Annotated in this window: 9 protein-coding genes; 3 read left to right on the forward strand and 6 right to left on the reverse strand. The window is 63.3% G+C overall.

Features of this window, described 5'->3' with window-relative positions:
• Nucleotides 1–69: 69 nt before the first annotated feature.
• From AC1DYX_RS05890 to hutC, 5 genes are all read right to left on the reverse strand, one after another.
• Entirely contained in the window at nt 70–339 is a 270-nt protein-coding gene (locus AC1DYX_RS05890) for a type B 50S ribosomal protein L31 (RefSeq protein ID WP_036236125.1), read from the reverse strand.
• 146 nt (nt 340–485) lie between these two features.
• Nucleotides 486–758 (reverse strand): hypothetical protein, encoded by a 273-nt coding sequence (locus AC1DYX_RS05895; protein ID WP_477257235.1) that lies wholly within the window; start codon nt 756–758, stop codon nt 486–488.
• Between the two features lie 134 nt (nt 759–892).
• On the reverse strand, nt 893–2,155 hold the full coding sequence (gene rho / locus AC1DYX_RS05900) for a transcription termination factor Rho (protein WP_477257237.1): 1,263 nt from the start codon (nt 2,153–2,155) through the stop codon (nt 893–895).
• A gap of 137 nt (nt 2,156–2,292) precedes the next feature.
• On the reverse strand, nt 2,293–2,619 hold the full coding sequence (gene trxA / locus AC1DYX_RS05905; RefSeq protein ID WP_322404413.1) for a thioredoxin TrxA: 327 nt from the start codon (nt 2,617–2,619) through the stop codon (nt 2,293–2,295).
• A 315-nt stretch (nt 2,620–2,934) separates the two neighbouring features.
• Nucleotides 2,935–3,654 (reverse strand): histidine utilization repressor, encoded by a 720-nt coding sequence (gene hutC / locus AC1DYX_RS05910; RefSeq protein WP_477257239.1) that lies wholly within the window; start codon nt 3,652–3,654, stop codon nt 2,935–2,937.
• Nucleotides 3,655–3,809: 155 nt separating this feature from the next.
• Between hutC and ada the strand changes: the two genes are divergently transcribed.
• Together ada and AC1DYX_RS05920 are read left to right on the forward strand one after the other, a co-directional pair.
• Nucleotides 3,810–4,919: a bifunctional DNA-binding transcriptional regulator/O6-methylguanine-DNA methyltransferase Ada gene (gene ada / locus AC1DYX_RS05915; RefSeq protein WP_477257241.1), complete on the forward strand. Its 1,110-nt coding sequence runs from the start codon at nt 3,810–3,812 to the stop codon at nt 4,917–4,919.
• A complete protein-coding gene (locus AC1DYX_RS05920; RefSeq protein ID WP_477257243.1) occupies nt 4,916–5,605 on the forward strand; it encodes a 2OG-Fe(II) oxygenase in 690 nt (229 codons plus the stop codon). Before ada ends, AC1DYX_RS05920 begins: the two co-directional genes overlap by 4 nt.
• Nucleotides 5,606–5,655: 50 nt before the next feature.
• Here AC1DYX_RS05920 and AC1DYX_RS05925 read toward each other — a convergent pair whose 3' ends face one another.
• Entirely contained in the window at nt 5,656–6,339 is a 684-nt protein-coding gene (locus AC1DYX_RS05925; protein WP_477257245.1) for a transposase, read from the reverse strand.
• Between the two features lie 253 nt (nt 6,340–6,592).
• Between AC1DYX_RS05925 and AC1DYX_RS05930 the strand changes: the two genes are divergently transcribed.
• Nucleotides 6,593–6,815 (forward strand): twin-arginine translocation signal domain-containing protein (locus AC1DYX_RS05930; protein ID WP_477257247.1); only part of this gene is annotated, 223 nt, incomplete at its 3' end.

Here is a 6,815-nt window from a genome sequence, read left to right on the forward strand (position 1 = left end):
AAAAAAAGGAAGCCCGGGGCTTCCTTCTTGAAAGCCCGCAGGCTTCCCGGGTGTTCGCTCGTCGGGGACTTAGCCGTTGGCGACGCTGGTCTTCGAGCCGACCGAGCCGAACTTCTGGCGGAACTTCTCGACGCGGCCAGCGGTGTCGACGATCTTGTGCTTGCCGGTAAAGAACGGGTGCGATTCAGCGGAGACCTCGATCTTGACCAGCGGGTAATCTTTACCTTCGAAATTGATGGTTTCGCGGGTGGCGATGGTCGAACGGGTGATGAATTTGAAATCGCAGGACAGGTCGTGGAACACGACTTCGCGGTAATCCGGATGGATATCGGTCTTCATGGTTTTGCCTCGGTTAAGTTGGTAGCCAAACGGCACTTCGTCGGTCGACCTGCTTCTTGACCCGATTGCCGATCACTTGCCAGGGTTGGATACGGAACCGGAGATTATAAGCCAGCCGTGCCGCCAAGGCAACCAGCACCGGGCGTTCAGGCGCCGTGCAGGCGCGACAGCAGGGTAAGAATCATGCCGCCGAAGCCGATGACCATCGTGATGGCTGTTGCTGCCATCCATTTGCTCAGGTGAGCCGATTCGCCATGGATGTCGGCCTTGAGTTCGGCCTTCAGTTCCGACAGGTCTGCTTTGTTGGGTAACATGGTCAGCGTGGTGTCGAAGCGGGTTTCGAGTACCGTCAGCCGGCGATCGAGCAACAGGTCCTTGTTGCGCTGGGCTGGGGTGTCGTGTATTTCGTCGGAAGTCATCTTGGTCTCCTTGGTTGCCTCGCTGCGGATTTTGCGCGCCAGGGTGTCCCAGGGTTTGACTTAAACGAATCGTAGCGCAAAAAGCAAAAAAGGCGAGTACGCCTCGCCTTTTCCGCTCGATGCCGGCCGAACGATCAGCCGCCGCGACGCATCAGGTCGAAGAATTCGACGTTGTTCTTGGTCGCGCGCATCTTGTCGAGGATGAACTCCATCGCCTCGATCTCGTCCATCGAGTACAGCAGCTTGCGCAGGATCCAGATCTTCTGCAACTGGTCCGGCTTGATCAGCAGTTCCTCACGGCGGGTACCCGACTTGTTCAGGTTGATGGCCGGGTAGACGCGCTTCTCGGCCAGGCGGCGCTCGAGGTGGACTTCCATGTTGCCGGTGCCCTTGAATTCCTCGTAGATCACGTCGTCCATGCGCGAGCCGGTCTCGATCAGCGCGGTCGCGACGATGGTCAGCGAGCCGCCTTCCTCGACGTTACGGGCGGCGCCGAAGAAACGCTTCGGACGCTGCAGCGCGTTGGCGTCGACACCGCCGGTCAGCACCTTGCCCGAGGCCGGGATCACGGTGTTGTAGGCGCGCGCCAGGCGGGTGATCGAGTCCAGCAGGATCACGACGTCCTTCTTCATTTCGACGAGGCGCTTGGCTTTCTCAAGCACCATTTCCGCGACTTGAACGTGGCGGGTGGCCGGTTCGTCGAAGGTCGACGCGACCACTTCGCCGCGCACCGAACGCTGCATCTCCGTCACTTCCTCGGGACGCTCGTCGATCAGCAGGACGATCAGCGTGCAGTCAGGATGGTTCGCGGTGATCGCGTGTGCAATGTGCTGCAGGATGACCGACTTGCCCGACTTCGGCGAGGCGACCAGCAGGCCGCGCTGGCCCTTGCCGATCGGCGAGATCAGGTCGATGATGCGACCGGTGATGTTTTCCTGGCCGTTCATGTCGCGCTCGAGGCGCAGCGGCTCCTGCGGGTGCAGCGGGGTCAGGTTCTCGAACAGGATGCGGTGCTTCGAGGCTTCCGGCGATTCGCCATTGACCTTGTCCACCTTCACCAGCGCGAAGTAGCGCTCGCCATCCTTCGGCGTGCGCACCTCGCCCTCGATCGAGTCACCCGTATGCAGGTTGAAGCGGCGGATCTGCGACGGCGAGATGTAGATGTCGTCCGTCGAAGCCATGTAGCTCGCATCCGGCGAACGCAGGAAACCGAAACCGTCCGGCAACACTTCGAGCGCACCGTCGCCGAAAATCTGTTCGCCTTGTTTCGCGCGCTTCTTGAGGATCGCGAACATCAGTTCTTGTTTGCGCAGGCGGGCTGCGTTGTCGATATCCAGGCTGATCGCCATCTCCAGAAGGGCGGAGACGTGCATTGCCTTCAGTTCAGATAAGTGCATGTGTCGGGTGTCCCGTGACGGGAAATAAAGGTAGGGGAGGGGACTGCGTGGGTTAATCAAAGGGATAGGATCGGAATCGATCGTCTACCCGGGCCGGAACAGGCGGCAGTGCGGGCGCGCTGCCGCCACCTATGGTATCAGATGTTGCTATCGATGAAAGCAGTCAGTTGGCCTTTGGCCATGGCGCCGACCTTCTGGGCGGCTGCGACACCGTTCTTAAACAGGATCAGCGTGGGAATGCCGCGGATGCCGAACTTGGCCGGCACGGCCTGGTTGGCGTCGACGTCGATCTTCGCGATCAGCAGCTTGCCATCGTACTCTTTCGCGACTTCTTCCAGGATCGGCGCGATCATCTTGCAGGGGCCGCACCACTCGGCCCAAAAGTCGACCAGGACCGGGCGCTCGGACTTCAGCACGTCGGTTTCGAAGGATGCATCGCTGATGTGTTTGATGTTTTCGCTCATGTTTTCCTCAGTGAGAGGTAGGTCAATTAACGCCTGCAGGTCTTCGTGGACCTCTCGTCGATCCTGCTCGGTAGTGTCTTGCTGCACAAAGGTGGTGCCAATGTGTGCAATATTCAATAGTGGAAGAGCTGCAAGAGGATGTCAGGCGGGGTTTAGTCGGAATGATAACCGATTTTTTTGGAACGTGTTCGTGAGCTTTGTACAAAATCTCATTGCTCAGAGTTCCAGATTGACCGCAGCCATTATCACGCAAGTCTGGCCCGTGTGGTCGTTCCGGCAGAATTATTTTTTGCGCCGTGGCCTGAATGATAATCGTCAGCCGACGCTGCCCGTGAATTTATATAAATGCCCCGGATGCCACATCGTCACGACGGACGCTACCTGTCCGTTCGACGTCGTGCGCCGCTTGAGCACGAGGCACGACGTACCGGGCGCGACGTCGAGCATCTCGGCGACCTCGCGCGGCGCCGGCAGCGCCTCGATGCTGTAGGTGGCGCCCTGCAGCGGCGCGGCCATCATCAGGTGTTCGTTCGGCGTGATGCGCGCAAAGTCCTGGTCCAGGTAGGCCGGCGCGCAGGCCGGATTGACCCAGCGGTCCTCGACCTGGATCGGCTGGCCGTTCTCGTCGTGCACGATCAGCGAATGGAACAGCGGCGTGCCGGGTTCCAGCCCGAACTGGAGCGCCAGCGCCTCGCCCGCCGGGGCCTGCTCCAGCAGGCGCGGATGGCTCGCATGCGCGTGTCCGCGCGCCCGCACCTCGTCGGCGATGTTGCGGATCTCGACCAGCGTCGCCTGGTACTTCTGCGGCGCCACAAAGGTGCCGGAACCCTGGCGGCGCGTGAGCACCTGTTCCGCCGTCAGTTCGCGCACGGCCCGGTTGACGGTCATGCGCGAGACGCCGAACTGGCGCACGAGCGCCTGCTCGGACGGCACCAGGTCGCCTTCTTTCCAGCGGCCCGAGGCGATTTCGCCGAGCAGGTAATCCTTGATGCGCTGGAAAATGGGCGTGCTGTCTTGCGCGATCTGTTCGTCCAAACTACTCTCCGGAATTCTGCGGCACCTCGTCGGTTAGAGTGTCATTCTAGCACCGCACGCCGGGCCGGGGCCGGCGCGAATTCGAAAGCAAGACCCGAAGTGTTTGCCGCGCCGCGCGCGCTTACGATGGGATCATCGAGAACCTGGAGACCGAGATGACGACCGCCACCATCCGCCGACCCGCCGAATCCGGCGCCCCTGTCGCTTACGCCACCGACGACGAGCGCTGGGCGGCCGTAGTCGCCCGTGCGCACGAGGCCGACGGCCATTTTTATTATTCCGTGYGCAGCACCGGCGTCTACTGCCGGCCCTCGTGCCCGTCGCGCACGCCGCGTCGCGCCAACGTCGCCTTCCATGCGACCGCGCTCGACGCCGAGGCGGCGGGCTTCCGCGCCTGCCTGCGCTGTCGTCCGGACGCGCCGTCGCTGGCCGAACGCCAGGCCGAGGCCGTGGCGCTGGCCTGCCGCCTGATCGACGCCGCCGAGGAAGAGCCCGACCTGGCCAGCCTGGCGGCCGCGTGCGGCATGAGCCGCTTCCACTTCCACCGCGTCTTCAAGGCCCACACGGGCATCACGCCCAAGGCCTATGCGGCCGCGCGCCGCGCCGGACGCCTGCAGCAGGGACTGGCGCAGGCGGGCAGCGTCACCGCGGCCGCCTACGACGCCGGCTTCAATTCCAGCGGCCGTTTCTATGCCGCGTCGTCCGGTGTGCTGGGCATGACGCCGCGCCGGTACCGCACCGGGGGCGGCGGCGAGTCCATCCGTTTCGCCGTAGCGCAGTGTTCGCTGGGGGCGCTGCTCGTGGCGGCGACGGACAAGGGCATCTGCTGCATCCTGCTGGGCGACGATCCCGAGCAGCTGGTGCGCGATCTGCAGGACCGTTTTCCGAAAGCCGACCTGATCGGCGCCGAGCCGGATTTCGAGCGCACCGTTGCGCAGGTCGTCGCGTTCGTCGAGGCGCCGCGCATCGGCCTCGACCTGCCGCTCGACGTGCGCGGCACGGCATTCCAGCAGCGCGTCTGGCAGGCGCTGCGCCAGATCCCGGCCGGGCAGACGGTCGGCTATGCCGAGCTGGCCGCGCGCCTCGGCATGCCGCAGGGCGCGCGCGCCATCGCCGGCGCCTGCGCCGCCAACCCCGTGGCGGTGGCGATTCCCTGCCACCGCGTGGTGCGCAACGACGGCTCGATCTCCGGCTACCGCTGGGGCGTCGAACGCAAGCAGGCGCTGCTCCGGCGCGAGGCCAGCCAGGCCGAGGCCGAGGCATGACGGACGTCGACTGGGACCGTGCCGGCGCCGACCTCRACGCCTTCGGCTGCGCCGTGCTGCCGGCGTTGCTGGATGCGGACCAGTGCGCGGCGTACGCGGCCGGCTACGGCGACGACGCGCAGTTCCGCAGCCGCGTCGTGATGGAACGCCACGGTTTCGGGCGGGGCGAATACCGTTATTACGCCTACCCGCTGCCGCCCGGCCTGGCCCGCCTGCGCACGGCGTTGTATCCGCCGCTGGCGCGCATCGCCAACCGCTGGCAGGCCGCGCTCGGGCTGCCCGAACGCTATCCGGACGCGCATGCCGACTACCTGGCGCGCTGCCACGCGGCCGGGCAGGACCGGCCGACACCATTGCTGCTGCGATATGGTCCGGGCGACTACAACTGCCTGCACCAGGACCTGTACGGCGACTTCGTGTTCCCGCTGCAGGTGGCCGTGCTGCTGTCGTGCCCGGGCGCCGACTTCAGCGGCGGCGAATTCGTGCTGACGGAACAGCGGCCGCGCATGCAGTCGCGCGTCGAGGTGGTGCCGCTGGGGCAGGGCGATGCCGTCGTGTTCCCCGTGCACACGCGTCCGGTCAACGGCACGCGCGGCATCTATCGCGTGACCATGCGCCACGGCGTCAGCCGCATCCGCAGCGGCCGGCGCCATACGCTCGGCATCATCTTCCACGACGCCGCCTAAAATTCGGGGTCAGAGCACTTTTTCAGCTAAATTCGGGGTCAGAGCACATTTCAAGACATTTGATTACTGTTACTGCGAGGCCGCCCACGTCGTTGTTGAACCGGGCGTCGTCCCATCGTGCTGGCGATCTCGTCGACAAAGGATGCCGACCCGAGCGGCCGACTGCTGTTTCCGGCACGTCTTATTTCCTCGAGCAACTGTTCGGATATGTCGTCAAGGAACAGATGGCGGTAGGCCGCGCGGCGATCGGCTTCGTGTGTGCCCAGGCCGGAATACACGAGGTGTGGCGTTACCAGAGGATCGTCGGCACCCAGCGCATTGGCGCGATAGCTCGACCAGGGATATGTATCTGGCGTCTCGACCAAGCGCGCCCGTACGGGATTCAGTTCGATATAGCGTTGGCAGACGAGGAGGTAGCGCTCGCTGTCGACCAAGCAAGAGCGGAACCGACCCTCCCATAACGTTCCGCTACGTCCATGCCGGCGATTGAAATACTGGACGTAGTGCTGGCCAAGACGGCGCATGAGGACACTCGGCCCCGTTCGGCTGCTCGTGGACAGCAACAAGTGGACGTGATTGGTCATGAGGACGTAAGCGTGGACTTGGCAGGCGGTCTCGGCAGCATACTGTCGCAGCAGTGTCAGGTAGACCAGATAGTCGGCCGTATTGACAAAACAAGGACCGCGATTATTTCCTCGCTGGATGATGTGCAGTGGCACTGCGGGCAGGATCAAGCGTGGAGAGCGTGACATGGCAGGCGCATGTTAGTGAAAAGCCTGACCTTAGCGAAGAGAACGGTACAACAATGGAGGCAGCTCAATTGAGTGCCGTTCGCTTCCGCAAAAAGTGCTCTGACCCCGAATTTTATGAAATTTGTGCTCTGACCCTGAATTTTTACCGAGTGATAGCCATGCATACGTTTCCGTCGTAAGATCGATGAACCTGCTGCCTGCAGGCATTAAAACGTTAGTTATAACGGAGACAACCATGAGCGTATCGCGTCGTCTGTTCCTGGCCGCCCTTGGCGTGGCCGGTGTGACCGGCGGGAGCCTGGCACGGGCCGAGGACCTCCCGCATCCCCTCGTCGCCTTTGATGACGAACTGAAAAACGGCTTCCAGAACGGGAGTTGGGCAAAGACACAATTGTCGGTTCCCGCCGGCAGCGGCAAGGCCATCCGCGTCGAGGGCGATCCGTGGAGCGCCCTCGTAC

This window comes from Massilia sp. P2_C2 (assembly GCF_056404615.1).